The sequence below is a fragment of the Dyella dinghuensis genome, from assembly GCF_003977615.1.
GTDB lineage: Bacteria > Pseudomonadota > Gammaproteobacteria > Xanthomonadales > Rhodanobacteraceae > Dyella_B > Dyella_B dinghuensis.
The window spans coordinates 183,532-206,436 of the sequence record NZ_RYZR01000001.1 but is presented as its reverse complement, the minus strand read 5'-3'; the positions used below and the strand labels follow the sequence as shown (position 1 = coordinate 206,436).

The 22,905-nt window shown below is 58.8% G+C and carries 25 protein-coding genes; 11 read left to right on the top strand and 14 right to left on the bottom strand.

Features of this window, described 5'->3' with window-relative positions; translation table 11 throughout:
* Nucleotides 1-23 precede the first annotated feature (23 nt).
* Complete coding sequence (gene htpX, locus EKH79_RS01005) at nt 24-920, bottom strand: protease HtpX (RefSeq protein ID WP_126671922.1); 897 nt, start codon at nt 918-920, stop codon at nt 24-26.
* Between the two features lie 141 nt (nt 921-1,061).
* Between htpX and gluQRS the strand changes: the two genes are divergently transcribed.
* On the top strand, nt 1,062-1,928 hold the full coding sequence (gluQRS, locus tag EKH79_RS01000; protein ID WP_126671921.1) for a tRNA glutamyl-Q(34) synthetase GluQRS: 867 nt from the start codon (nt 1,062-1,064) through the stop codon (nt 1,926-1,928).
* Nucleotides 1,929-2,071: 143 nt separating this feature from the next.
* Nucleotides 2,072-2,812, top strand: coding sequence for an acetoacetyl-CoA reductase (phbB, locus tag EKH79_RS00995; RefSeq protein ID WP_126671920.1), 741 nt, complete (start codon nt 2,072-2,074; stop codon nt 2,810-2,812).
* Nucleotides 2,813-2,830: 18 nt separating this feature from the next.
* Here the strand turns inward: phbB and EKH79_RS00990 are convergent, their stop codons facing one another.
* Nucleotides 2,831-3,616: a tRNA threonylcarbamoyladenosine dehydratase gene (locus EKH79_RS00990; RefSeq protein ID WP_126671919.1), complete on the bottom strand. Its 786-nt coding sequence runs from the start codon at nt 3,614-3,616 to the stop codon at nt 2,831-2,833.
* A 152-nt stretch (nt 3,617-3,768) separates the two neighbouring features.
* On the opposite strand from EKH79_RS00990, the gene EKH79_RS00985 reads away from it, so the two are divergent.
* The gene (locus EKH79_RS00985; protein ID WP_126671918.1) at nt 3,769-4,158 is read left to right on the top strand and encodes a cytochrome c; all 390 of its coding nucleotides are present in this window, start codon (nt 3,769-3,771) and stop codon (nt 4,156-4,158) included.
* A gap of 6 nt (nt 4,159-4,164) precedes the next feature.
* Here EKH79_RS00985 and EKH79_RS00980 read toward each other — a convergent pair whose 3' ends face one another.
* The 7 genes from EKH79_RS00980 to EKH79_RS00950 form a co-directional block, all read right to left on the bottom strand.
* Entirely contained in the window at nt 4,165-5,730 is a 1,566-nt protein-coding gene (locus tag EKH79_RS00980) for a glycosyltransferase family 39 protein (protein WP_158621164.1), read from the bottom strand.
* Between the two features lie 334 nt (nt 5,731-6,064).
* On the bottom strand, nt 6,065-6,367 hold the full coding sequence (locus tag EKH79_RS00975) for an Mpo1-like protein (protein ID WP_126671916.1): 303 nt from the start codon (nt 6,365-6,367) through the stop codon (nt 6,065-6,067).
* A 66-nt stretch (nt 6,368-6,433) separates the two neighbouring features.
* Nucleotides 6,434-7,309, bottom strand: a complete 876-nt coding sequence (locus EKH79_RS00970; RefSeq protein WP_126671915.1) for a pirin family protein — start codon at nt 7,307-7,309, stop codon at nt 6,434-6,436.
* A gap of 12 nt (nt 7,310-7,321) precedes the next feature.
* The gene (locus EKH79_RS00965; protein WP_126671914.1) at nt 7,322-8,380 is read right to left on the bottom strand and encodes an NADH:flavin oxidoreductase/NADH oxidase; all 1,059 of its coding nucleotides are present in this window, start codon (nt 8,378-8,380) and stop codon (nt 7,322-7,324) included.
* A gap of 54 nt (nt 8,381-8,434) precedes the next feature.
* Nucleotides 8,435-9,331, bottom strand: coding sequence for an alpha/beta hydrolase family protein (locus EKH79_RS00960; protein WP_126671913.1), 897 nt, complete (start codon nt 9,329-9,331; stop codon nt 8,435-8,437).
* A 97-nt stretch (nt 9,332-9,428) separates the two neighbouring features.
* Nucleotides 9,429-9,638, bottom strand: coding sequence for a cold-shock protein (locus tag EKH79_RS00955; protein ID WP_126671912.1), 210 nt, complete (start codon nt 9,636-9,638; stop codon nt 9,429-9,431).
* A 304-nt stretch (nt 9,639-9,942) separates the two neighbouring features.
* Nucleotides 9,943-10,152, bottom strand: coding sequence for a cold-shock protein (locus tag EKH79_RS00950; protein WP_126671911.1), 210 nt, complete (start codon nt 10,150-10,152; stop codon nt 9,943-9,945).
* 275 nt (nt 10,153-10,427) lie between these two features.
* Here EKH79_RS00950 and EKH79_RS00945 point away from each other — a divergent pair, with 275 nt between their 5' ends.
* On the top strand, nt 10,428-10,859 hold the full coding sequence (locus tag EKH79_RS00945) for a hypothetical protein (RefSeq protein WP_126671910.1): 432 nt from the start codon (nt 10,428-10,430) through the stop codon (nt 10,857-10,859).
* Here EKH79_RS00945 and EKH79_RS00940 read toward each other — a convergent pair.
* Nucleotides 10,836-12,095, bottom strand: coding sequence for a winged helix-turn-helix domain-containing protein (locus tag EKH79_RS00940; RefSeq protein WP_233590113.1), 1,260 nt, complete (start codon nt 12,093-12,095; stop codon nt 10,836-10,838). The genes EKH79_RS00945 and EKH79_RS00940 overlap by 24 nt on opposite strands.
* 164 nt (nt 12,096-12,259) lie before the next feature.
* On the opposite strand from EKH79_RS00940, the gene EKH79_RS00935 reads away from it, so the two are divergent.
* The gene (locus EKH79_RS00935) at nt 12,260-12,724 is read left to right on the top strand and encodes a hypothetical protein (protein ID WP_126671909.1); all 465 of its coding nucleotides are present in this window, start codon (nt 12,260-12,262) and stop codon (nt 12,722-12,724) included.
* Between the two features lie 138 nt (nt 12,725-12,862).
* The gene (locus EKH79_RS00930) at nt 12,863-13,951 is read left to right on the top strand and encodes a phospholipase A (RefSeq protein ID WP_126671908.1); all 1,089 of its coding nucleotides are present in this window, start codon (nt 12,863-12,865) and stop codon (nt 13,949-13,951) included.
* A gap of 51 nt (nt 13,952-14,002) precedes the next feature.
* On the opposite strand, the gene EKH79_RS00925 is transcribed toward EKH79_RS00930, so the two are convergent.
* Entirely contained in the window at nt 14,003-14,485 is a 483-nt protein-coding gene (locus tag EKH79_RS00925) for an FKBP-type peptidyl-prolyl cis-trans isomerase (RefSeq protein WP_126671907.1), read from the bottom strand.
* Between the two features lie 190 nt (nt 14,486-14,675).
* Between EKH79_RS00925 and dacB the strand changes: the two genes are divergently transcribed.
* Nucleotides 14,676-16,208, top strand: coding sequence for a D-alanyl-D-alanine carboxypeptidase/D-alanyl-D-alanine endopeptidase (gene dacB / locus EKH79_RS00920; protein WP_233590112.1), 1,533 nt, complete (start codon nt 14,676-14,678; stop codon nt 16,206-16,208).
* A gap of 16 nt (nt 16,209-16,224) precedes the next feature.
* Here dacB and EKH79_RS00915 read toward each other — a convergent pair whose 3' ends face one another.
* Complete coding sequence (locus EKH79_RS00915; protein WP_126671905.1) at nt 16,225-16,701, bottom strand: glutathione peroxidase; 477 nt, start codon at nt 16,699-16,701, stop codon at nt 16,225-16,227.
* A gap of 99 nt (nt 16,702-16,800) precedes the next feature.
* On the opposite strand from EKH79_RS00915, the gene EKH79_RS00910 reads away from it, so the two are divergent.
* The 3 genes from EKH79_RS00910 (at nt 16,801) to EKH79_RS00900 (ending at nt 19,387) form a co-directional block, all read left to right on the top strand.
* Nucleotides 16,801-17,811 carry a methionine ABC transporter ATP-binding protein gene (locus EKH79_RS00910; RefSeq protein WP_126671904.1) on the top strand — a complete coding sequence of 337 codons (1,011 nt, stop codon included), beginning with the start codon at nt 16,801-16,803 and terminating at the stop codon, nt 17,809-17,811.
* Nucleotides 17,808-18,500 (top strand): methionine ABC transporter permease, encoded by a 693-nt coding sequence (locus EKH79_RS00905; protein WP_126671903.1) that lies wholly within the window; start codon nt 17,808-17,810, stop codon nt 18,498-18,500. Before EKH79_RS00910 ends, EKH79_RS00905 begins: the two co-directional genes overlap by 4 nt.
* A gap of 89 nt (nt 18,501-18,589) precedes the next feature.
* Entirely contained in the window at nt 18,590-19,387 is a 798-nt protein-coding gene (locus EKH79_RS00900) for a MetQ/NlpA family ABC transporter substrate-binding protein (RefSeq protein ID WP_126671902.1), read from the top strand.
* A 53-nt stretch (nt 19,388-19,440) separates the two neighbouring features.
* Here EKH79_RS00900 and pncB read toward each other — a convergent pair whose 3' ends face one another.
* Nucleotides 19,441-20,628, bottom strand: coding sequence for a nicotinate phosphoribosyltransferase (gene pncB / locus EKH79_RS00895; RefSeq protein WP_126671901.1), 1,188 nt, complete (start codon nt 20,626-20,628; stop codon nt 19,441-19,443).
* 364 nt (nt 20,629-20,992) lie between these two features.
* Here pncB and EKH79_RS00890 point away from each other — a divergent pair, with 364 nt between their 5' ends.
* The gene (locus tag EKH79_RS00890) at nt 20,993-21,805 is read left to right on the top strand and encodes a cytochrome c (RefSeq protein WP_126671900.1); all 813 of its coding nucleotides are present in this window, start codon (nt 20,993-20,995) and stop codon (nt 21,803-21,805) included.
* Here the strand turns inward: EKH79_RS00890 and EKH79_RS00885 are convergent.
* On the bottom strand, nt 21,802-22,899 hold the full coding sequence (locus EKH79_RS00885; RefSeq protein WP_126671899.1) for an aminopeptidase: 1,098 nt from the start codon (nt 22,897-22,899) through the stop codon (nt 21,802-21,804). The genes EKH79_RS00890 and EKH79_RS00885 overlap by 4 nt on opposite strands.
* Nucleotides 22,900-22,905 lie beyond the last annotated feature (6 nt).

Genomic DNA, 22,905 nt, shown 5'->3' with positions numbered 1-22,905 from the left:
CCAAGTCGCACGTTCATGCATCTTTACTGCGCAGCGTTCTGCAACGCGGCGATGCGTTCGTCCAGCGGCGGATGGCTCATGAACAGGCGTTGCAGGCCGCTCGCCAATGGGCCGGAAATACCGAAGGCAGCCATCGTTTTGGGCAAGGTGCTTTCGCCATGATTGAGCTGCAAACGCTGCAGCGCGGAGACCATGGCACCACGACCGGCCAGATGGGCACCCGCAGCGTCCGCGCGGAATTCGCGCCAGCGCGAGAACGCCATCACGATCATCGAGGCGAACAGGCCGAAGACCAACTGCAACACCATCACGGTGACGAAATAGCCGATGCCACCACCGCCGCGGTTGTCACGACCACCCGACAGCCAACTGTCGACAAGACTTCCCACGACACGCGCGGCAAGAATCACCAGCGTGTTTAGCACGCCTTGAATCAGGGCCAGCGTCACCATGTCACCATTGGCGACGTGCCCGATCTCATGACCAAGTACCGCTTTAATCTGCTCGCGGTCCATCTGCTGCAACAGACCCGTACTAACCGCGACGAGTGCGTGGTTTTTCGACATGCCTGTCGCAAACGCATTCATTTCCGGCGCGTCATAGACGGCCACGTCGGGCATGCCGATACCGGCGTTCTGGGCGTGCTGGCGAACGGTATCCACGAGCCAGCGCTCAGCGTCGTTCTGCGGCTGATCGATCACCCGCGCGCCGGTCGACATCTTGGCCATGGTCTTGGACATGGCCAATGAAATGAACGAACCGCCCATGCCGAAAATCGCGGCGAAGATCAGCAATCCGGTCGTATTGATGCCGTGACCGTGCCCGGCAGCCCACTGATCGAAGCCAAAAATATGGCAGACGATGCTCAGCAGGAACAGGACGGCGATGTTGGTAAGAAGGAAGAGTGCGATGCGGCGCATAGGTTGTTCTCTGGTCGGTCACACGGCTGGATATGGTAGTCCAGCTGACAGAGATTCGGGCAGAAGCGTTTTGTTTCAAGCCTTAAGAGCGCGTTATCGCATCGATGTCGGAATTCGAGTCAGCTTCCGTAAAATAAGCCGATGACTTATCGCGGACGCTTTGCCCCCTCCCCGACCGGGCTTTTGCACGCAGGCTCCCTGGCAGCTGCCGTAGGCAGCTGGCTGTGCGCGAAGCATGCGCGCGGGCAATGGCTATTGCGCATGGAGAATATCGACCCGCCACGCGAAGTGGCCGGCTCTGCGGTGGCCATCCTTGCGGCGCTACCGGCTTTCGGTTTGATGGCTGACGCGCCCGTCATCTATCAGTCATCGCGTGCAGCCGCGTATGACGCAGCATTCGAACAACTGAAGCAAGCTCGGCTGGTTTTCCCGTGCTGGTGCAGCCGCAGCGATTTGGCCGCGGCCGATGGCATCCATCGCGATGGCCGCTGCGTCGCCGAGCCCGATCCGCATCGCGAACCCGCATGGCGCATTCGCGTGCCGGACGAAGACATCATCTTTGACGATGCACTGCAGGGCGAACAGCGGCAAAACCTGCGCGATGCGGTCGGAGACTTCGTCATCCGCCGGGTCGAAGGGTTTTATTCCTACCAGCTGGCTTGCGTCGTGGATGATGCCTGGCAGGGAATCACCGATGTGGTGCGCGGCAGCGACCTGCTCGATTCCACACCGCGGCAGATCTGGCTGCAGCGTTGTCTCGGTCTACCCACACCGCGTTATCTACATTTGCCGTTGGTGCTGGATGCTGAAGGCCGAAAGCTGTCCAAATCGGAACGCTCGCTGGAAGTCGATGCATCCGACCCGCTACCAGCGCTGCGCCGGGCACTCGCTTTTCTCGAGATCAAGTCAGATCAAAACGCCGTGAATGCAGGGGATTTGCTCGATTCGGCACTGGCGCATTTCGACCCGAAAAATTTGCCGCATTGCAGCGATCATCACCTGGCATAACCCGGTATAAAGAACGCTGCGCAGTCGTAACATGTTTGAGATACCGGAACCGATATTCTTTCATGGTGTCTGCGTATAACCCCATGTTTTCGTGCCACGTCGGCACGACGACTTCCCACGTAGACATTCAAGGAGATCAGGTCATGACACAGCGTACGGCACTCGTTACAGGCGGCACCGGCGGTATTGGTACTGCCATCGTGCGCTATCTGGCCAAACAGGGACATCGCGTGGCCACCAATTACCGCGACGAAGCGAAGGCCGATGCCTGGCACAAGACCATGACGGCCGAAGGCATTCAGGTATGCATGGTGCATGGCGATGTCGCCGACCCGGCGTCGTGCGAGGCGATGATCAGCGCGGTACATCACAAGTGCGGCCCCGTCGACATTCTCGTCAACAACGCAGGCATCACTCGCGATACGACGTTCCACAAGATGACGTATCAGCAGTGGATGGACGTGGTGAATACCAACCTCAACGCGTGCTTCAACGTCACCCGTCCGGTGATCGAGGACATGCGCACGCGCAAGTGGGGCCGCATCGTGCAGATCAGCTCGATCAACGGCCAGAAGGGTCAGTACGGTCAGGCCAACTATGCGGCGGCAAAAGCCGGCATGCACGGCTTCACCATTTCGCTGGCACAGGAAAATGCACGCTTCGGTATCACGGTAAACACCGTGTCACCCGGTTACGTGGGCACCGACATGGTGATGGCCGTGCCGGAAGAAGTTCGCGAGAAGATCGTGGCGCAGATTCCGGTGGGACGCCTGGGCAAGCCCGAAGAAATCGCGCACGCCGTAGCGTTCTTCACCACCGATGAAGCCAGCTGGATCACGGGTGCCAATCTCGCCATCAATGGCGGGCATTACATGGGTTGGTAAAGCCGGGGTTGGTAACGCTCAGCGTTCCAGCAGCTTTTCGATCACCTTACCGACCGCAGCAAACGCGAACGCACCGGTCACATGCGTGGCGGCACCTAAGCCGCCACCGCATGCCAGATTCAACGCATCGCCGCCGGGCGGACGCGTGCCGCACACCGTCCCATCCGGCTGCGGGTATTGCACGTTCTGCAGCGAATACACGGCAGACACACCGAAGTAGCGATCCGGATTGCGGGGAAACCCAAAGTCCTGCCGGAGTTTCTTGCGGATGAGGCTGAACATCGCGTCGTGTTCGGTGCGCGAGAGGTCGCGCACGCGAACCTGCGTGGGATCGGTACGGCCACCGGCGGAGCCCACCGTCACGATCGGTAGCTTGCGGCGCCGGCACCACGCGATCGTTTCGAGCTTCACGCGAAATGCATCGCACGCGTCCAGCACAACGTCGTAGCCGCGATCCAGCAGCTCATCGAGCGTGCTGGGCGTGAGAAAACGCTCCACGGCTTCCAGATGTATTGCCGGATTGATCGCATGCGCACGCGTCGCAATGACGCCTACTTTCGGCTTGCCATATTCACCGTCCAGCGCATGCAACTGACGGTTCGTGTTGGAGACGCACACTTCATCGGCGTCGATCAATGTGAGCTGGCCGATGCCCGTACGTGCGAGTGCTTCGGCGGCCCACGAGCCGACGCCGCCAATGCCGATCACGCACACATGCGCCCTGGCGAAACGCGCGACGCTGCCTACGCCATAAAGTCGTTCGACGCCGTCGAAACGTTCGGTCGGAAAAGCCGCGCCGGTCATCGACAGTCACCCGTCGCAGCATCAGGTACGCAAGGATTCACGCAAGAACCTTCAAGACATGGATGGGCCATTTTAACCGGCCCACGCGCTGGACATAGGGACATATCACTGCGGTATCCTCGGCGGCCATCATCCCTGGTATGGATAGAACCATGCGTGCAGCTCTCTTGATCGTGCTCGGACTGGCCATTGGCATCATCGGCACCGTCTTCGTCATGAATGCCCTGGAGGATCGAAATCCGCTACCGCACGCGATGATGGTGACCATGAGCTTCCACCGCCATCAGCTGCAGCAGGAGATCAAGGGACAGCACTGCGATGCGTCGGCCACTGTCGAGCAGCTGCAGAGCATGCAGATGCTTTCAAAGGATATTCCGGCCGCTTTCCCGGACGCGCCGCAGCCCTTCCTGGACCTGGCCCATCAGCTGCATTCGGCAGTGCAAACCGCTGCTCAATCCGCTCCCGCCGACTGCCCGGCGCTGGTTGCCGCGCTGAAACCTGTCGACAAGGTGTGCGGCGACTGCCACAAGCAGTACCGCTAAGCGCGCTCAAGACCCGGGTTCAGACTGAACCGCGATAACGTCCGCCGGGGGCGCTGGGAACATCAGGATGGTGATTTCCTTGCCCTGAGGAATCTCCATCGTCGGGGTGCCCAAGGCAGCGATGCGGTTCTTGAACGCATCCAGTTCCTCGCGTTTGCCCAGCGCTGAGCGGCCATTCACGGCCCACACGCGGCTTCCCTGCTTCCAGCGCGCCAGCGCCTCATCCAGCTGCGAGGTCACCACCGCCGTGGATTCGATCGGCAAGGTGCCCTTGGGATTGAGCACCGAAAGCATGGTTGGCGCATTCGGGTCGGAGGTAAACACCGTATCTCCCGGACGCACATTCGCCGCCAAAGTCGCCGCGGCCATGTCCCAGCGCGGCTTGGTTTCCGTACGGTAGACCGGACCGAGGTTGACCGCACCGGTCAGGAACAACAGCGCGATCGCCGCCGGCAGTATGCGGTGCGGAATCGCTGCGGCCCCCAGACCCACCAACACAAAGAACGGCGCTGCGCTCCATAGGATGTAACGCGGCAACAACACCGACTTGAACAGCGAGATGGCAAGGATCAACAACGGCAGCACCAGGAAGGCCAAGATCATCACGCGCCCTTCCAGACGATTGCGCATGCGATACAAGCCAACGCACCCGAGCAACGCGACGCAGGTGCCAAGCACGGGAACGGCGGTAGGCATGAGCGCAAATCGCACGACGGCCGACATGCGCATCAGATACACGCTGCTCGCCGTTACCCATAAATGCTTCAGGCTGAGCTCGGGAATCCAGTCGAATTTATCGATGATGTGGTGATCGCCTGCGGCCATGATGGCCCCGTAGAACGGCAACGTGCAGGCGACAATCGCGATACCGCTGTGTATCCAGTTGCGCTGGAAGCCGATACGCCATACCGGAGAGGCCTCACGGCAAAGCCCACGCCAGATCAGGAACAGCGACAGATTCGAGGCGATCAACCAGGGTGCCGCGTCGCCGAGCACATCGAGTGCGGCGATGGAACCAAACACATAAGCCGCCCAACCCAAACGATCGGACTCGTGCCTGCGCACATCGAGCGATGCGCGCAACGGATACTGTGCCAGACGCACCAAGCCCCACAGCGCGACCGTAATAAGCAACGTAACAAGCGTGTAGGAGCGCGCCTCTTGTCCGTATTGCACTTGCAGCGGCGATAACGCCATCAATAAACCGGCAAACAATGCGGCACCGCGTCCACCGAGGCGACGTGCAATCACAAACACCATGATGGCCGACAAGGCACCGAACAAAGCTGAAGGAATGCGCAACCATGCATCCGTCGACGTAAACGGCGTCAGCAACTGCAGCAGCATGAAGTACGTCGGCATGTGCCGATTGCTGAAGCTATCGACAACCAGATCGCCCAGCCCAAGATGCACGCGTTGCGAGGTCAGCGCTTCATCCAGCCAGAGCGGCTGGTGATCGATGCGGAACAAACGAACGGCCAGGCCAATCAGCAGCACGACCAACATCCAGGCGATATCTGCCCGCGGCCACTTTTCGGCAGAGACGAACTTCTGTTTGTTATCGATCGCCATAGACATTCAGAGCCGAACGAATCGTGTCGATACCGCGTGTCGTTTGCATGGGTTCATCCTTGGATAACAACTGAAGCGATCCATGACGGATGGGGAATCTAACGCGAGCAGCATGGATCGGTTGTCAGATCCATGTGACAGGTTGGTGCGCGTTCAGTCGGCATCGTTCCCATGACTTGCGACCTACGTGTGAAAAATCGAGACGCCCGACGGAAGCGGTGCGTGGGGAACGCCTATTTTGCCTCATTTTTCGAGGTGCCGGAGGACTGCCCTCAAACCGGCGCATGGCAGCTGAGCGATAACTTGCTCCAAACCTACATGAACAAGGCGCTTTTCAAATCTTTACCTTGCCGCGCAGCACGTGCCAGTACATCACCCAATCGCCCATCAGGCTGTAAAGCGGATGATGGAAGGTGGCTGGGCGATTCTTTTCAAAAACAAAGTGCCCAATCCACGCAAAACCATAACCGGCGACAGGCGCAAGCCAAAGCCAAACCAGTCGTCCCGAAAACAGCGCGTACGCGACGATCAGCAGCACCAGCGAGCTGCCGATGAAGTGCATCAGACGGCAACGGCGATCGCGATGCTCGTTGAGGTAAAACGGATAGAAATCGCGAAAACTGGGGAAAGCTGACATGGCACCTGACCCGGTGGAATCCAGTGCGTTCAGCCTAGCGCCAACCCGCCTGCTCCGCATCTCTGTTCAGCCCGGCAGCGGAATGAATTCCTGATCGTCGCCCGGTATCTTGCCAAACCGCTGGGCAGCCCAATCGGCTTTGGCCTGTTCGATACGCTCTTTCGAGCTGGAAACGAAGTTCCACCACAGGTGGCGATCGCCATCCAGCGGCGCGCCGCCAAATAGCATCAGACGTGTCGGTTTGTTCGCGCGAACTGCAGGAGCGGATTCGCCCGTCTGCGTACCCATCTGCGAAGCGGCTATCGTGAGATCGCCCCATGTCACTTCGCCATCGATCACGTGCACGCCGCGTTCGGCATGTTCCTCGGGCAAGGTTAACGATGCGCCCGTTTCCAGCTGCGCTTCGATGAAAAACATCGGCGCGAATACTTTCACCGGCGATATTTTGCCGTAAGCCGTTCCCGCAATCAGGACAAGTTGCGCGCCGCTCTGAACGATGCGCGGCAAACTTTCCGCATCGTGGTGATGAAACTCCGGCGCGACTTCCTCATCGGCCCGCGGCAACGCCACCCATACCTGGATGCCATGCATGCGTTGTCCGCTTCGACGCACTTCAGGCGGTGTGCGTTCGGAATGAGCAATGCCGCGTCCTGCGGTCATCCAGTTCACCGCGCCTGGCGTGATGTCGGCGAGACTGCCCAACGTATCGCGATGGCGAATGGTGCCTTCGAACAACCACGTCACAGTGGCAAGCCCAATATGCGGATGCGGCCTGACATCCATGCCGTTGCCCGCGGTAAATTCGACCGGCCCCATGTGGTCGTAGAACACAAAGGGGCCGACATGCCGCGCCTGCAACACTGGCAACATCCTGCGCACGGTAAAACTATCGCCGAGATCGTGCAGGCGCGTGTTTTCGATCAACGTCGGATGCTGCTGCATGTCCAATGCTCCTTACCAGGCTCGCTGATATTGCTCTGGCGGCGTGAGGGTTGCACCCAATTCCTGCGCGGCGCGGCGCGGAAAATACGGATCGCGCAGGCTGGCGCGCGCAATCAGCACAACATCGGCCGCGCCACCGGCAATGATGCCTTCGGCTTGCGCGGGCTCGGTAATCAGGCCGACAGCGCCCGTTGGCATCCCCGTTTCCTTGCGAATACGCGCCGCAAAAGGCACCTGATAACCCGGCGCCAGCGGAATCTTTACGTGTGGGACAAGTCCGCCGCTGGACGCGTCGATGAGATCCACGCCCAAGGCCTTGACGTCACCCGAAAGCCGCACGCTATCGTCGATCGTCCAACCACCTTCGGCCCAATCGGTGGATGAAACACGTAGCCACAGCGGCAGATGCGCAGGCCAGACCTCACGAACCGCGGCAATCACTTCGCGCACGAGGCGCGTGCGGTTTTCGAAGCTGCCGCCATAGTCGTCCGTTCGATGATTGCTCAACGGCGACATGAACTGATGCAAGAGATAACCATGCGCGCCATGCAGTTCAATCAGTTTGAATCCCGCATCCTTTGCACGCACGGCTGCCGCGCGAAAGTCCGCGATGACTTTACGAATGCCCGCCACGTCCAGCGCCTGTGGCGTGTGCCAATCCTTGTCGAAAGGAATCGCCGACGGTGCAACGGTTTGCCATGCGCCCTTGTCAGCGGGCAAGGAACCACCGCCTTCCCACGGACGAAACACACTCGCCTTGCGGCCCGCGTGCGCCAGCTGCGTACCGGGCACAGCGCCGTGCGCTTCGATGAAGGCAGCGATGGAACGCCACGCTTCGCGTTGTGCATCGTTCCAGATACCCGTGTCATGCGCCGAAATGCGCCCTTCCGGTGAAACCGCCGTCGCTTCGGTAATCACCGCCCCAGCACCGCCCACCGCGCGGCTGCCCAGATGCACGAGATGCCACTGATTGGGCACACCATCCGTCGCCGAGTACTGGCACATGGGCGAGATAACGATGCGATTGCGAAACGTCACACTGCCTTGGGTATAGGGTTCAAACAGCTTCATGGGCACACCGCTGAAGGGGCGAAACCGGAGACATGGCGCCAGACCGGAGCGCGATCAAGGCTGCGTTGCGCCGACAGGCCGAACACTCATATCGTCGATCCACTGGGCCAGCTGTACGGCGAGCGGACCAGGCCCTTTCATCCAGGTGAAGTGATCGGCACGTTGGCCCGCCAAACGTTCGGGCGACACGACGTTTACGCGGCGCGACGCCTTGGGCATCTTGTCGAGCAACCAGTCGAGCGATGCCTGCGGTACCAACCAATCATCGCGCAGACGCAGCGCCAGCACCGGCACGTCGACGTCCGCAAGCCGACGCTCGAGATCCACGTCCATACCGTTCGCCCTATAACGCCCGGTTAGGCCGCTAAACGACCAGTCGGCGATAAGGCCGCGTGCTTCGTTGCCGCCGAAACCGATGCGTCGTCCTGGCAAGTGTCCGACCAGACGCGCCAGCGGCGACGCGAGCGAATACGCGCAGCGGATCAGCGCGCGGCGGGGAAAACACCGCCAAAACGGTGCGCCGCTGGCAATCAGGGTGATGCCGGCGACATCGTGCGGGTGAAGACTGGCGTAGAGACAGGCGAATTGGCCCCCCAAACTATGGCCGCCCATCCACAATCTTGCGTTCGGCCAACGCGCTCTTGTTGCGGCTACGCCAACCGGAATGTCCGCTTCGAGCAACTCGCGATAACCCCAGTCGGAATGTCTTCCTGCGCGACGATCGCTGGATCCAATCCCACGCCATTCGTGCAACGCCATGGCAATACCGTGGGCAGCAAACGCTTCGGCCAGTGGCACATAGTGTTTGGCCGGCACTCCCAACGCGGGCAACCAGTAAATGACATGGCGCGGATAATCGCGCGGCTGCGTCACGATAAGTTCGCTATGCGCGCCGTCTTTGGACGCAATGGGAACAATCGTGCTGGACGCAGCGTACGTTGGTGTTGACATGATGAATGCAGACATCGATGCAGGTTAATCAATGCGCATAACAGATACAAAAAGGCCGGCAATTGCCGGCCTTTCGATCAATAGAATTACCAATGGCTCAAGCTGGCGCGACTTCGTCGGCCTGCAAGCCCTTCTGTCCCTGCACGACCTTGAAACTGACCTTTTGCCCTTCTTTCAGGCTTTTGAAACCCGTCCCTGTGATTGCACGGAAATGCACGAAGACGTCGGGGCCATTCTCGCGGCTGATAAAACCGAAGCCTTTGGCGTCGTTAAACCACTTGACTGTGCCTACCTCACGATCCGACATGATTCACTCCATTCGTTCGAGCGTTTGACTCTGAGACCAGTCGACCCGCCCGGGCCGACGGCTTACTGGGAATGCTGAAAATCGAATGAAGCGATACGGATTAAGTCCGCATCGGGACACGCGGGTTACCAAGCAAACACAGTGGCGTGAGAATAATGATTTTCGTGAATCGATATGTGATGAAAATTTCACATCAGATCTCACAATGGGAATAAGCAAAACTCAGCGCATTTCCCAATAAAAAAAGCCGGGCATTGAGCCCGGCTTTTTTATTTAAATCGATCTATATCGATCTAAACGGCAATTAGGCCGGAACGACTTCATCAGCCTGCAGGCCCTTCTGGCCCTGCACAACCTTGAAGCTGACCTTCTGGCCTTCCTGCAGGCTCTTGAAGCCATTGCCCTGGATCGCGCGGAAATGCACGAAAACATCCGGGCCATTGTCGCGGCTGATGAAGCCGAAACCCTTGGCGTCGTTGAACCACTTGACGGTACCGATCTGACGATCAGACATGAAACACACTCCAAAACTAGGATTTTCAAAAAGAGACTCGACCTCCCGCGTACGAGGGCCGGCTTACTGGTGTGCTAAGGAAAACCCTAGGGGTGAGCGATGAGGCAGATCGTAATCGGCTGCATCGGGTCACGAAACTCTGGTGACCCCGGCAAACACAGTCCCCTAATCATACCTGCAAATGCCTACATAACGCGAATACCTCTTGAGAAAGACGCCCTTTAACGCTCGCGCTATGCTAACGACGCTTAATTCGGGCTCAAAAAAAAGCATCCATGGAAGCGGCTAATTCGACAGGTATCTTTCGTCTTTCTTACGCGGGCCGGTGGGCGTGCGTCGCCATGGGGCTGCTGACGGGTGGCTGCAGCCATGCCACCCGCAAGAGTGCGCCACCGCCTCCGCAACCACCTCATCAGGCCGTTATCACGGGAATTCCCGCCTGTGACGCCTATTTGAACAACTACCTGACCTGCCATCGCGCTGCCAGCACGTACAGCGACGCAACGCTGCAAACGCACTATCAGGCGATGACGCAAAGCCTGCAGCACGACGCAAACGATCCGCTCGTGCGGCCTTATCTCAACGATCGCTGCATGGGCCTGACACAACAGATGACGGCTGCGTTAAACGGACGCTCCTGCTCAGCGCACGCACCCTCCACGCAACCCGCCAACCTAACGCCCTCAGCTACGCCACCGCGCACGTAGCGCGCTCGTGATGTGTGCCGGGCGGCACCGCCCAAGCCGAACCTTCGGTGTGCCATGCCACGCTGCCGTCGCGGCGATCGCTTGTGCGATGTCATCGAGCATCCGTTCTGACGGCTCGACGTCCCGCTCAAGAAAAAGTGCCTTGATTTCGAACACACCCTCACTGCGATGTGCCTTGGCATCCACACGTCCCACCAAGCGTCCACGATGAAGCAAGGGCAAAACGTAATAGCCGTACTGGCGTTTTGCTTCGGGCACATAGCATTCGATGGTGTAGTCGAAGTCGAACATGTCACGCAAACGCGCGCGATCCCACACGATGGGATCGAACGGTGAAAGCACCGTGGTATGCGTCGCACGCAAACGTCCGAGGCGCGCCTTGTCCAGTACTTCCGCGTGATCAGGATGTACGTAGGCGAGATTGTCCCAACCGGCGACCTGCACACTCAACAAGTCGCCCGATGCAACCAGCGCAGCGAGTTCGCGATCGTCCACCGAAGGTTTGAGGCGAAAGTAATCCGCCACCCATCGTGCCTGGGTGATGCCAAGTGCACGGACGCTGTCGAGGATAAAGCGCTTGCGCAACTCCGGTGCCGAAAACGTGTAAGCCGCTTCATCGTAGGGCGGATCAAGTTTCGCAAGCACACGTTCGGCCAGATCGTAAACACGCTGAAAGCGTTCGCGCCGCATCACCATCAATTCACCGGAAGCAAACCACGCTTCCAGCCATTTCTTTTCAGGTTTCCATTCCCACCAACCGGAAACGCCACGATCCGCGCGCTCGAAATCGGAGGCTCGAACCGGGCCCGATGCACGAATGCGCGCAAGCAGGTTTTGCATCTCCTTTGCATGACTGTCTCTGGTACGCGCAGCATGACGGTCGGCCCAATGATTACTTTCCGATTGCGACCGCCAGGCTCGATGAAAACCGAGATCGGATGCGGTAACGAAACACGCTTCATGCGCCCAGGATTCGGCGATCCGGCCTTCTTCCAGCGCCTCTTCCAACCATATCGATGGATAGTCGCCCAGCCGCGCGTGCAGTACCAAATAAGGGCTGCGTGCCACGACATGAATGCTATCGATCTGCAGCAAGCGCATGCGCTGAATGGTTGCCAACAGATCGTTGCGACGCGCGCGTCGCTTGGGCGGCTGCAATAGGCCTTGTGCTGCAAGGTGCAGTGCGCGCGCCTGCACAAGCGAAAGCGGACGGAGGTCAGATGAAGATTCGCTCAACGGATGTACGCCTTCACGCCATCGTGACTCATATATTGTGCTGGCATTTACAACGTCCTTGCTAACGTCAAAACAAGCTTGAAATGGCCGGGGCTATCAACGGTCATGCATTGACAGGAAGCAGCTCCCCGGCAGGCCAGGCATTTTTGCACGGAGCCACAACGATGAAACCTCGCACCTTACTTCTCGCTTCTATGGTCAGCACAAGTCTGCTTGTGTCGGGCGCGGTCATCGCGCAAGACCAGACCATGCAACCCACTGCAACGCCGCAGAACACGATGCAGCAGCCTACAACGGCACAGCAAAACTCGGCGGCGCAGCAGCCATCGGCGGCGGCCCAGAACTCCACCATGCAACCCCCAGCAGGGGCGCCCGCCGCTACGACGCCGACCAGCAGCGCCACCTACAGCTCATCGCAAGGCCAACTGACGGTCAATTCGAAAACGGGCAACGTGCCCTCGACCGCCTCGCCGCCATCCTTCGAGCAGCTTTCAGGCGGTTCGAAGATGATCACGCAGGAACAGGCTCAGGCCTATCCTCCACTGGCCAATGATTTTATCCACGTTGCGGGTCACAGCGATCACATCACCAAGAGCCAATACGAGCACTGGCTGCAGAATTTAAATTGATACGCAGCAATGACGTGCGGTGAAACGCGCGTGCCGGCCATTGCTTGCACAATGGCCGGCTTCTTTTTGATTTATCCACATGCAACATGATTAAACTGGCGACTACACACGCGGGAGCGGCGTGCTGGGGAGTCGTCCATGACACAGTGGTTCAACCGTCTGATCGCTGGAATATGCGTCGGAATAGCCTTCTCGCCGGTCTACGCGCAGAACGTCAACCCGGCGGATATTCGCGCTTGCACAGGCATCGAAAGCGACGCACAACGACTGGTGTGCTACGACCGCGCAACAGGGCGCACGCAGATGCCTGCCGCGCAGAAACGCGCGGAGCCGACGACGTCTTCGTCATCGAACGTGTTTTCCAGAGAAAACGCCGTTGCCGCGACGCTAGCACCGAGTGGCAACGCTGCGCCACTTTCGCTGCTCGACAGCCGCTGGGAACTGTCGCCTGATAGCAAGCTCGGCACATTCAACCTGCGTGGCTACAAACCCATCTATGTGATGCCGGTTTTCGCAACAAGCAATCAGAACAACCTGCCCTCCAGCCCCAATCCGGTGAATACCGTGCAAACCCCGCTGGGTATGCAGAATACGGAAAGCAAGTTTCAGATCAGCCTGAAGACCAAGGTCTGGCAGGGCGTGTTCGGCGATGTCGGCGACCTATGGGTCGGCTATACGCAGGATTCGTACTGGCAGGTCTACAACTCGAAAGATTCGCGTCCGTTTCGCGAAACGGATTACGAGCCTGAGGCCATGCTGGTGTTCAACACCGATTACCAGGTGATGGGCTGGGACGGACGCTTGCTGAGCATTGGCGTGAATCATCAATCCAACGGCCAATCCGATCCGCTATCGCGCAGTTGGAACCGCGTGATGGGACAGATCGGTTTCGAGCGCAGCGACTGGACGATCGTGTTCCGCCCGTGGTGGCGCATCCCCGAGCAGGCTGCAGATGACAACAATCCGGATATCAGCAATTACATGGGCCGCGCGGATATGCAGATCATCCACGAATGGAATGGCCAGGAATTCGGACTGATGCTGCGCGATTCGCTACGCGGCGGCAGCGAGCAACACGGTGCAGGACGATTCACCTGGAGCTTCCCGCTCGTAGGCAACCTGCGCGGTTACGTGGAGTTCTTCAAGGGATACGGCGAGAGCATCATCGACTACAACCACAATGCCACGTATCTGGGTGTGGGTATCTCGTTGCTCGATTGGTACTGAGATGACGCAACCCGATGGAGCCTCCAACGGGTTGCGTCAGACATCGAATGCTTAGTGGTGATGACCGCCCTCGCCATGCACGTGGCCATGGGCAAGTTCTTCTGCGCTCGCCTCGCGCACGTCCGTCACTTCGATGTCGAAGTGCAGCGTCTGACCGGCGAGCGGATGGTTGCCGTCGATATGCACTTTCTCGCCGTCGACCTTGGTCACCGTTACATTAATCACGCCCTGCGGGCCATGACCCTGAAACTGCATGCCCGGCTGGATGTCTTCCACGCCCTGGAAGGCTTCGCGCGGGAGTTCCTGCATCAGCTCCGGATGGTGCTCGCCGTAGCCTTCTCCCGGCGCAACCTGGACCTTGAACTGATCGCCCGCCACGCGGCCGACCATCGCCTTCTCCAGACCCGGCACGATCTGGCCGGTGCCATGCAGGTAAGTCAGCGGCTCGCGGCCCTGGGAGCTATCGATCACCTGACCGTTATCGTCGGTCAGCGTGTAATGGAAAGAGGCAACGGTCTGGTCGGCAATCTGCATGATGATCTCGTAAAGGTAAAAAGCGCCGACCTTCGCCGACGGGTTGCCTAGGGTACCACCCACCCCGTGCGCGCCGGAAACGTGCAAAATTACGCCTTCATCTGCCCCGCATCGTGCAGGGATTTGACCGTATAACGCTATCGTGAAGCGTCCGCGCTTCAGCGATACTGAGCACATGGAGGCCCGTGCCATGCGATACCTGTTTCGATGGGGTGCCACCTGCACGCTGATCGGAGCCGTGATAACGATGCCGACAGGCATCGCCGCTCCCCCTTCCACCGTCGTCAGCACGACCAGCCAACAGCAACTGGCGACCCAGATCGATACACAAATCGATCAGCCGCGTTTTGCTTCAGCAAGCTGGGGCATTTCCGTGGTCTCGCTCGATAACGGCCATACCCTCTACACGCGCAATGCAGACCGCCTGCTGCAACCGGCATCGACCGCCAAGCTCTACACCGCGGCATTCGTGCTCGACACGCTTGGTCCCGATTACCGCGTTCCCACGCAACTTATCGCCATCGGCTCCGTCGAACACGGACGACTGAACGGTTCGCTGATGCTGCATGGCATGGGCGATCCGACCCTGGGGACACCGGGCACCAACAGCGATTGGGCCGATCAACTTGCCACGCAGTTGGCCGCAAACGGCGTGCATGAAGTGCACGGCGATCTCATCGCAGACGATAGCTACTTTGAAGGCCCACCGATTGGTTCGGGCTGGGAAGCGCGCGATCTGCAAAGCTGGTTTGCGGTGCCTGCCTCGGCATTGAGCGTGCAGGAGAACGTCGCCGACCTGACCATCTCACCCACTGGTATCGGTGGCACCGCATCGCTGATGTTCGATCCACCAGGATCGATGCCGCATGTCATCAATCGCATCGTTACCGGCACGCGCAACGACATCAATCTGTACCGCGCGCCCGGCGATAGCACGCTCTACGCCTTCGGCACTATCGCGCAGCGTTCGGAGCCACAGAATTTCAAGCTCGCCATCGTCGATCCGGCATGGTTTGCAGGAACGCTTTTGCGGGAGGCGTTGAGCCGGCACGGCATACATGTCGATGGCTCCGTACGCGTACAACACTGGCCGCAGCAAAGTGCAGCCGATCCCGACAAAGGCACCGTAGTGGCACAAGTGCTATCACCGCCAGTGATGGAAGTACTGTCGCGCGGTTTGAAGCGCTCGCAAAATCTCTATCTGCAAAACTTGTTGCAAATCGCTGGCGTGAAGCAAAAAGTTGCCGCCGAGCAAGCGGGCGATCCCGATGCGGGATTCCTAAGCTCCGAAGCATGGGGAACGCGTGCGATGCATGAGCTGCTCAATCACATCGGCATTTCACCCGACACCGCGCAGATGGAAGAAGGTGCCGGTTTATCGCGACAGGATCTGGCCACGCCCAACGCGATGGTGCGGCTGCTCACCTATCTCGCAAGCCAGCCCTACGGCAATGATTTACGCGATGCACTACCAAACGCCGGCGTCGACGGCACGCTCGAGTTCCGCATGCGCGATACGCCAGCCATGGGCAATGTGCACGCGAAGACCGGCAGCATGACGTACGTGCGCTGCATGGTTGGATACGTGACGACAGCCTCTGGCGAACACCTCGCCTTCGCCATCATGCTCAACAATTACGTGCAGGATGCGGACGAGCCCAGCCCCAGCCGCAATCTGGATGCGATTGTCGAATTGCTGGCGGCGTATCACGGACACGGCTGAACGCAGCCGCAGCCGATCAACGCTTTTGCAGATCCTTGCCGATCTTTTCCGGTGTGTCGTTGGGCGCGTAACGCTTGACGACGTTGCCCTCGGCGTCGATCAGGAACTTGGTGAAATTCCACTTGATCGCTTCGGTGCCAAGCAACCCTTTCTGCTCTTTCTTCATCCATTTGTAGAGCGGATGCGCGTTATCGCCGTTCACCTCGACCTTGGCGAACAAGGGGAATGTGACGTCGTAGCTGGTAGAGCAGAAATTCCTGATTTCCGCCTCGTCGCCGGGCTCCTGGTGGCCGAACTGATCGCAGGGGAAGCCCAGCACCACCAGGCCTTTGTCGCGATGGTTGCGCCACAGCTCCTCCAGCCCCTTGTATTGCGGCGTGAATCCGCATTTGGACGCGACATTCACCACCAGCATGGTTTTACCGCGCCAGGCACCCAGAGATTGCTCGTTGCCATCAATATCGCGTGCGCTGAAGTCGTAGGCCGTGGTCATGCTAATCGCTCCCGATACTATGCATAGGTCAGTCTACTTCAAACCAATCCCGCCCCGCTGGCATAGAATGCGCGTTCTGGCCACCGCGCGGGATTTGCCGTGATTCGCTTTGTTGATGTCCACAAGTCCTACCGCGTCGACGGCAAGGATGTCCCGGCGCTCGAACCGTTCAACCTCGAGATCGCCGACGGCGAGGTGTTCGGCATCATCGGGCATTCCGGCGCGGGAAAATCGACGCTTATACGGCTGATCAATCTGCTTGAGCGACCCAGCGGCGGACGGATCTTCATCGGTGATACGGATATGGCAGCCCTGCCCGATCCGGCGCTGCGCGCCGCGCGCCAGCGGATCGGCATGATCTTCCAGCACTTCAATTTGCTGTCGTCGCAGACGGTCTCGGAAAACATTGCTTTTCCGATGCGCATCGCAGGCGAAAAGGATGCCCAAGCAATCCGTGCGCGTGTCGATGAGCTATTGCAGCGCGTTGGGCTTACGGCGCATGCCAACAAATATCCTTCCCAACTCTCCGGCGGACAAAAACAGCGTGTAGGCATCGCACGCGCGCTTGCCAACCGCCCTTCCCTTCTGCTTTGCGATGAAGCCACCAGTGCACTCGATCCGCAAACCACGGCATCCGTTCTGGATCTTCTCGCCGAAATCAATCGCGAGCTGAAACTGACCATCGTGCTGATCACCCACGAAATGGATGTCGTGCGGCGCGTTTGCGATCGCGTTGCGGTGCTCGATGCAGGGCGCATCGTTGAGCAAGGCACAGTCGCCGATGTCTTCCTGCATCCGACACATGCAACCACGCAGCGTTTCGTGCGCGAAGCTCTGCCGGAAGAAGCGGCCGGGGAGAATGTTCCCTATCAAAATGTATCAGGCCGCATCATGCGTTTGTCGTTTCGTGGCGAGGCCACCTGGTCGCCAACGCTTGGCCGCGTGACACGCGAAACCGGTATCGACTTCAACATCCTTGCCGGACGCATCGATCGCATCAAGGACATGCCCTACGGTCAGCTGACACTGGCCATGCAGGGCGCCAATGTGGACGCAGCCTTGCAAGCGCTGCGCGCTGCAGGCATCGAAGTGGAGGAGCTCGCACGATGATCGCCACACATCTTCCCTTGCTGCAAACTCTCTTCCCGAATATCGACGATTGGGGCGAGCTGGGTCAGGCGTGCATCGACACCTTGCTGATGCTCGGCGGCTCGCTGCTGCTTACCGTCGCAATCGGCTTACCGTTGGGCGTGCTGCTTTTTCTCACCGGGAAAAATCAGCTGCATGCGATGCCGAAGTTGTATGGCGCACTCTCACTGGTCGTGAACGTGCTTCGCTCGATTCCGTTCATCATCCTGATGATCGTGCTGATGCCCGTCACTTATTTCCTGGTTGGCACGAAGCTGGGCATTCGCGGTGCGATTCCACCGCTGGTGATTGGCGCGGCGCCTTTCTTTGCACGCTTGGTGGAAACAGCGTTGCGCGAAGTGGAGCACGGCGTGATTGAAGCCTCGCAGGCCATGGGCGCTACAACGTGGCAGATCGTACGCCACGTTCTGTTGCCCGAAGCACGTGCGAGTTTGTGGGCAGGTGTCACGGTCACCGCGATTGCACTGGTGGGCTACACCGCCATGGGTGGCGCCATCGGCGCGGGCGGTTTGGGCGACCTGGCCTATCGCTATGGGTACCTGAGCTACAAGTCCGACTACATGGTCGTCACCGTTCTGCTTCTCATCGTGCTGGTACAGCTCCTGCAGATGCTCGGCGACCGGATCGTGACGCATTACAGCCGCCGCTGACACGGCGATCTGAACGGCTCCAGACAGCTTCTTTGCATACGGCCGTCTGGACGGCTATTCTTGTGCATCGCACAAGGATCCACTTCCCCATGAAAAAGCTATTGGCTTTCCTGGCCGCCACGCTGCTGCTGGCAGGCTGCTCATCGCACGGCTCAAGTGGCTCCGACAGCCAGACGCTCACCGTGGCCGCCACCGCCGTGCCGCACGCGGAAATCCTGAAGCAGGTGAAGCCTATCCTCGCGAAGGAAGGCATCAACCTGGATATCAAGGTATTTGCCGACTATGTGCAACCCAACACCCAGGTTGCAGAAAAGAACATCGATCTGAACTACTTCCAGACCAAGCCGTATCTGGACAGCTTCAATCGCGAGCACAAGACGGACCTGGTGATCGTCACCGGCGTGCACATCGAACCGTTCGGCGCGTACTCGCACAAATACAAGTCCATCGATCAATTGCCCAATGGCGCGACCGTAACGTTGCCCAATGATCCGGCCAATCAAGGCCGCGCCCTGCTACTACTCGCCAAGAACGGCTTGATCACCTTAAAGGACCCGAGCAACGAACTGTCCACCCCCAAAGACGTGGTTGGCAACCCAAAGAACCTGGTCTTCAAACCGTTGGAAGCCGCCATGCTTCCGCGTACGCTGGACGAAGTGGACCTGGCTTTGATCAACACCAACTACGCACTCTCCGCCGGACTCAACCCGACCAAAGATGCGTTGCTGATCGAAGACAAGAATTCGCCGTATGTGAATTATCTGGTGGGACGCCCGGACAATCAGAACGATCCGCGTGTGCAGAAATTGGCACAGGCGCTGACGAGTCCTGAGATAAAAGCATTTATCGAAGACAAGTACAAAGGCGCGGTGCTGCCAGCGTTCTAGTCGAACCAAGTAAAAAAGCCCGCGTTCGCGCGGGCTTTTCAATCTGCAATCGCTTAAATTTCCGCCGTTTCAGGAATATCGAATACCTGCCGCAGATACGCGATATACGCCTTGTCGTCGCACATGTTCTTGCCGGGCGAGTCGCTGAGCTTGGCCACGGGTTGCCCGTTGCAGCGGACCATCTTGATCACGATATTCAACGGCGTAGGCCCAACGTCGTTCGTCAGGTTGGTGCCCACGCCAAAGGCGAGCTGGCACCGCCCATGAAAATGCTTGTAGAGCTCCATCACTTTGGGGATGTCCAACCCATCGCTGAAGACAAGCACTTTGCTGCGGGGATCGACACGATTGGCTTCGTAGTGTGCGAGCACGCGCTCGCCCCAGGCGAACGGATCGCCGGAATCGTGCCGCGTTCCGTCGAAGAGTTTGCAGAAGTACATGTCGAAGTCGCGCAGGAACGCGGTGAGTCCATAGACGTCCGATAGCGCGATGCCGAGGTCGCCGCGATATTCCTTTGCCCACGCTTCAAGCGCGGCAACCTGCGAATCGCGCAAACGCGGCCCGAGTGCCTGATGAGCCTGCAGGTATTCATGGGCAAGCGTGCCCAGCGGACGCAAACCTACTTCGCGCGCCAGCCACACATTGCTCGTGCCAGTCAGCTGAGCGCCCAGACCCTGATGCAAGGTAGTCACTACTTCTTTCTGCCAATCGCGTGAGAAGCGGCGACGCGTACCGTAGTCGGCAATGCGGCAGTCTGCATAACCAGGGGTATCCCTAAGCAGCGCTATTTTCGCCTGCAAACGGCGGCGCCCTTCGGTGAAATCCATATCCGGTGCGGTATTGCGGAAATACACTTCGTTGACGATGGCCAGCAGCGGCACTTCGTACAAGATGGTGTGCAACCACGGGCCGACAATGCGTATCTCGATCTCGCCGTTGTCCTCCGGCGATGGTGCAATGTCGATGTATTTGGCGTTGAGTTGAAACAACCCGAGGAAGTCGACAAAGTCGCTTTTGATGAAACGCCATTGGCGCAGGTAGCTGAGTTCATCCTCGGTGAATCGCAGGCTGCATAGCGCGTGCAACTCCTCGCGGATTTCGTCGATGTAGGGGACCAGATTCACGCCGGGGTTGCGGCATTTGAACCGGTACTCGGCGTGTGCGCCAGGGTATTGATGCAATACCACCTGCATCATCGAGAACTTGTAGAGATCGGTGTCGAGCAGCGAGCTGACGATCATGGATCACTTCCATGTCGGGGGAGAGGTGCACCCCACTATGGTGCGATGCCTGCGCATTATCATGCGTAAATTGCTGCCGTGAACAGCAGACAAATGAAAACCCCGACAGCCAGGGGAATAACTGTCGGGGTTTGTTAGGTCGCGTTCCGGGGGGAGGGTAAATAGGAACCGGCCCCTTGATGGCTCGATGCTCTGAACCATCTAGGTTGTCGCCTCACGGCGATTCGTCTACTTAGTGTGGCCGCCGCGAATGAAGTTCAAGACCGCATTCGGTTTCGTTCAGCTAATCGATAGCTACACTACGCGGCAACCATACGGTTTGTATTTCCGCATATCCAAGTGCTTGCTACTACAGGGAATCGCCATGCATCTGCGTAGTCTTTGTCTTGTCGTCTTAATGCTTGCATTACCTTTGCATGCTGCCGATTTGATGATCGACACCGGACACGGCACGCGCACCGTGACAACGGCGCAGTTGCTGGCGCGTCCGGATTTACAAAACGTAACCATTCCGATCGACGTGGCGTTTCGCCGCACCATGCATTATCGCGCGGTGCCATTGCGCGCGCTGCTTGATGGATTGCAGCCGGGCGATCAGCTGCAATTCGTCGCGAGCGACGGTTTCTCCGCCACCATTCCCGCGACCACCCTGCTCAACCAGCAAGGTGCCGAGGCATGGCTTGCCATTGAAGATCCCAAACAACCGTGGCCGGCGTTGCCCGACAACAAGGGCTATGCGGGCCCCTTCTACGTCGTGTGGACACGCCCTGCAGCCGCGGGCATCGGGACGGAGCAATGGCCCTATCAACTCGTACGCATTCAACGCACTCAGGATGCTGCGGCGCGCTTCCCGGCCACCGCACCAGCGGCGTCCGTACCGGCAGACAGTGAGATTCGACGTGGTTATGCCGTGTTTCAGCGCACGTGCTTTGCTTGCCACACGCTCAATGGCCAAGGCGATGCGCGGATGGGACCCGATCTCAACATTCCGCACAATCCGACGGATTATCTGAGCGATGCCCTATTGCGCGAATTCATCCGCAATCCGCAGTCACTGCGGCGTTGGCCTGAAGGGAAAATGTTGGGTTTCCCGACGCAGGAATCCCTTTCGGATGACGATCTGGATGCCGTGATCGCGTACCTACATGACATGGCGCAGCACAAGGTTGCTCATTAATCCGCTGCCGTAGTCGTCGACGGTTCCTGCGATTTCATCATTGCACGCAAGCTGTCCTCGCGCTCGGCTTTTGGCTGCTTCGCCAGCTCGCGCACCCGTGCATAGAAATCCGGCCATCGACCATCAGCTTGCTTGAACAGCGCCGCGAACGACTGCGTCCATTGATCGTACAAGCCGAAAGGCAGAAGGGTCGCATTGTTGATCGGTCGAGCGACCCAGGTGTCATAGCGGTGATCGTTCGGGTAGTTTTTATCGCGCCACGCGGCGTAGCGCGTGCGAAAGTCTTCAATCTCGCGCTGTTTACCAGCGGCCATCGCTTCCTGGTCCACACCGCTTTTGTAGAGCTTTTTCAAGCGTTCGCGCAGATCGAGCACCAGCTGGGTGAAGCCGTCATCCATGACTTGATCGTGATCATCCGCCACGGCTTCACCACGCGAACGATGCCATTCGCGCACACCTTCGTCTTCCACGAACATGGCGTAGCTTTCGTTGAACGGTGTGTCGTCTTTGACGTAGATAAGCTGGTGAGCCAGCTCGTGAAAGATCGTGCCAATGAGTTCGTCGTTATTCCAACGCATCATGCTGCTGATGATGGGATCCGAGAACCAGCCCAGGGTGGAATACGCAGGTACGCCGCCAATATAGACGTCGTAGCCGCCGGCTTTCAGCTTTTCGGCGCTTTCCTTCGCCTTCTGCTCATCGAACCATCCACGATAGGCGACGCAACCGGCAATGGGGAAACATTGGGGCACGGCATCTACGGAGAAACGTGGCGTCGCAAAGACGTTCCACACCACATAGGGTCGATTGAGCTGCACGTAGTAGGTGTAGCTGCGGTTATCCGGCAGATCGAGCTTCTGCGATGCGAATTGCCGCGCCTCCTGCGAAAGCTTCAAACGCGCGGCAAGTTTCGGATCAGTCGCCGGGTCGGCAATAACCTTGCTGACGGAACGCCGCTGCAACAGCAACGCACTTTCGCCGTGCGTCACATGGGCGTAGTAACGAAGATCGGCGCAGGCACCGAGCACGACAGCCACCACGATGTAGATAATCAGTCGGGTGCCGGAAATGAAAATGCGGGTTCGAAACGTCATCCCCGC

What these genes read in the sequence shown, in the direction of transcription:
- EKH79_RS00990 (WP_126671919.1), bottom strand. Translation starts at nt 3,616, where the DNA reads ATGACCGGCGCGGCTTTTCCGACCGAACGTTTCGACGGCGTCGAACGA.
- dacB (WP_233590112.1), top strand. Translation starts at nt 14,676, where the DNA reads ATGCGATACCTGTTTCGATGGGGTGCCACCTGCACGCTGATCGGAGCC.
- EKH79_RS00945 (WP_126671910.1), top strand. Translation starts at nt 10,428, where the DNA reads ATGGAAGCGGCTAATTCGACAGGTATCTTTCGTCTTTCTTACGCGGGC.
- gluQRS (WP_126671921.1), top strand. Translation starts at nt 1,062, where the DNA reads ATGACTTATCGCGGACGCTTTGCCCCCTCCCCGACCGGGCTTTTGCAC.
- pncB (WP_126671901.1), bottom strand. Translation starts at nt 20,628, where the DNA reads ATGATCGTCAGCTCGCTGCTCGACACCGATCTCTACAAGTTCTCGATG.
- EKH79_RS00900 (WP_126671902.1), top strand. Translation starts at nt 18,590, where the DNA reads ATGAAAAAGCTATTGGCTTTCCTGGCCGCCACGCTGCTGCTGGCAGGC.
- EKH79_RS00970 (WP_126671915.1), bottom strand. Translation starts at nt 7,309, where the DNA reads ATGCAGCAGCATCCGACGTTGATCGAAAACACGCGCCTGCACGATCTC.
- EKH79_RS00980 (WP_158621164.1), bottom strand. Translation starts at nt 5,730, where the DNA reads ATGGCGATCGATAACAAACAGAAGTTCGTCTCTGCCGAAAAGTGGCCG.
- EKH79_RS00950 (WP_126671911.1), bottom strand. Translation starts at nt 10,152, where the DNA reads ATGTCTGATCGTCAGATCGGTACCGTCAAGTGGTTCAACGACGCCAAG.
- EKH79_RS00915 (WP_126671905.1), bottom strand. Translation starts at nt 16,701, where the DNA reads ATGACCACGGCCTACGACTTCAGCGCACGCGATATTGATGGCAACGAG.
- EKH79_RS00975 (WP_126671916.1), bottom strand. Translation starts at nt 6,367, where the DNA reads ATGTCAGCTTTCCCCAGTTTTCGCGATTTCTATCCGTTTTACCTCAAC.
- EKH79_RS00930 (WP_126671908.1), top strand. Translation starts at nt 12,863, where the DNA reads ATGACACAGTGGTTCAACCGTCTGATCGCTGGAATATGCGTCGGAATA.
- EKH79_RS00955 (WP_126671912.1), bottom strand. Translation starts at nt 9,638, where the DNA reads ATGTCGGATCGTGAGGTAGGCACAGTCAAGTGGTTTAACGACGCCAAA.
- EKH79_RS00985 (WP_126671918.1), top strand. Translation starts at nt 3,769, where the DNA reads ATGCGTGCAGCTCTCTTGATCGTGCTCGGACTGGCCATTGGCATCATC.
- htpX (WP_126671922.1), bottom strand. Translation starts at nt 920, where the DNA reads ATGCGCCGCATCGCACTCTTCCTTCTTACCAACATCGCCGTCCTGTTC.
- EKH79_RS00925 (WP_126671907.1), bottom strand. Translation starts at nt 14,485, where the DNA reads ATGCAGATTGCCGACCAGACCGTTGCCTCTTTCCATTACACGCTGACC.
- EKH79_RS00960 (WP_126671913.1), bottom strand. Translation starts at nt 9,331, where the DNA reads ATGTCAACACCAACGTACGCTGCGTCCAGCACGATTGTTCCCATTGCG.
- EKH79_RS00890 (WP_126671900.1), top strand. Translation starts at nt 20,993, where the DNA reads ATGCATCTGCGTAGTCTTTGTCTTGTCGTCTTAATGCTTGCATTACCT.
- EKH79_RS00905 (WP_126671903.1), top strand. Translation starts at nt 17,808, where the DNA reads ATGATCGCCACACATCTTCCCTTGCTGCAAACTCTCTTCCCGAATATC.
- EKH79_RS00885 (WP_126671899.1), bottom strand. Translation starts at nt 22,899, where the DNA reads ATGACGTTTCGAACCCGCATTTTCATTTCCGGCACCCGACTGATTATC.
- phbB (WP_126671920.1), top strand. Translation starts at nt 2,072, where the DNA reads ATGACACAGCGTACGGCACTCGTTACAGGCGGCACCGGCGGTATTGGT.
- EKH79_RS00935 (WP_126671909.1), top strand. Translation starts at nt 12,260, where the DNA reads ATGAAACCTCGCACCTTACTTCTCGCTTCTATGGTCAGCACAAGTCTG.
- EKH79_RS00965 (WP_126671914.1), bottom strand. Translation starts at nt 8,380, where the DNA reads ATGAAGCTGTTTGAACCCTATACCCAAGGCAGTGTGACGTTTCGCAAT.